General features: G+C 64.9%; 1 pseudogene. It reads right to left on the reverse strand.

From position 1 onward, the window contains the following. Positions 1-498, reverse strand: a pseudogene (locus EN808_RS36650) (hypothetical protein); the annotation flags it as partial.

A 498-nucleotide genomic window follows, 5' to 3' on the forward strand; every position in this document is an offset into this window, starting at 1 on the left:
GATCAGCGTGGCGTCCTGGAAATAGTCCTTCTGCATCTCCTTGCCGGTGGCCTGGTCGTAGAGCGCCTGGATCGCCGCCGCGCCATGCTTGGCGCTGTCCAGCCACATCGTGCCGCGGAAGCCGGAAGGCTTGCCGGCGCCGAAGGCCTCGCAGGAGCGCGAGCCGTCGATGCCGATGCCGATGACGTTCTCCGCCTTCATGCCGGCATTTTCGGTGGCGCGCACGCCGCCAAGCACGCCGTCATCGTTGCAGGAGAAGAATATCCACTTCTCGGCATCCGGATTGGCCGTCAGCGTCGTCGACACCACATCGATCGCGTTGACCATGGTGTTGTCGTAGGGGATCGAGACGATGCGCGACTTGATCTCGGGGATCGCCGCCACCAGCGCTTCCTCCGCGCCCTTGTTGCGGCGCATGCAGGTGTCGGCCTTCTGGTCCTCGATCGAGCCGACGCGCACCTTGGAGAGGTCCTTGTCCCAGCCTTCGGCCTTGGCGAT

It is taken from the genome of Mesorhizobium sp. M8A.F.Ca.ET.165.01.1.1 (genome assembly GCF_004792065.1).
Lineage (GTDB): Bacteria > Pseudomonadota > Alphaproteobacteria > Rhizobiales > Rhizobiaceae > Mesorhizobium.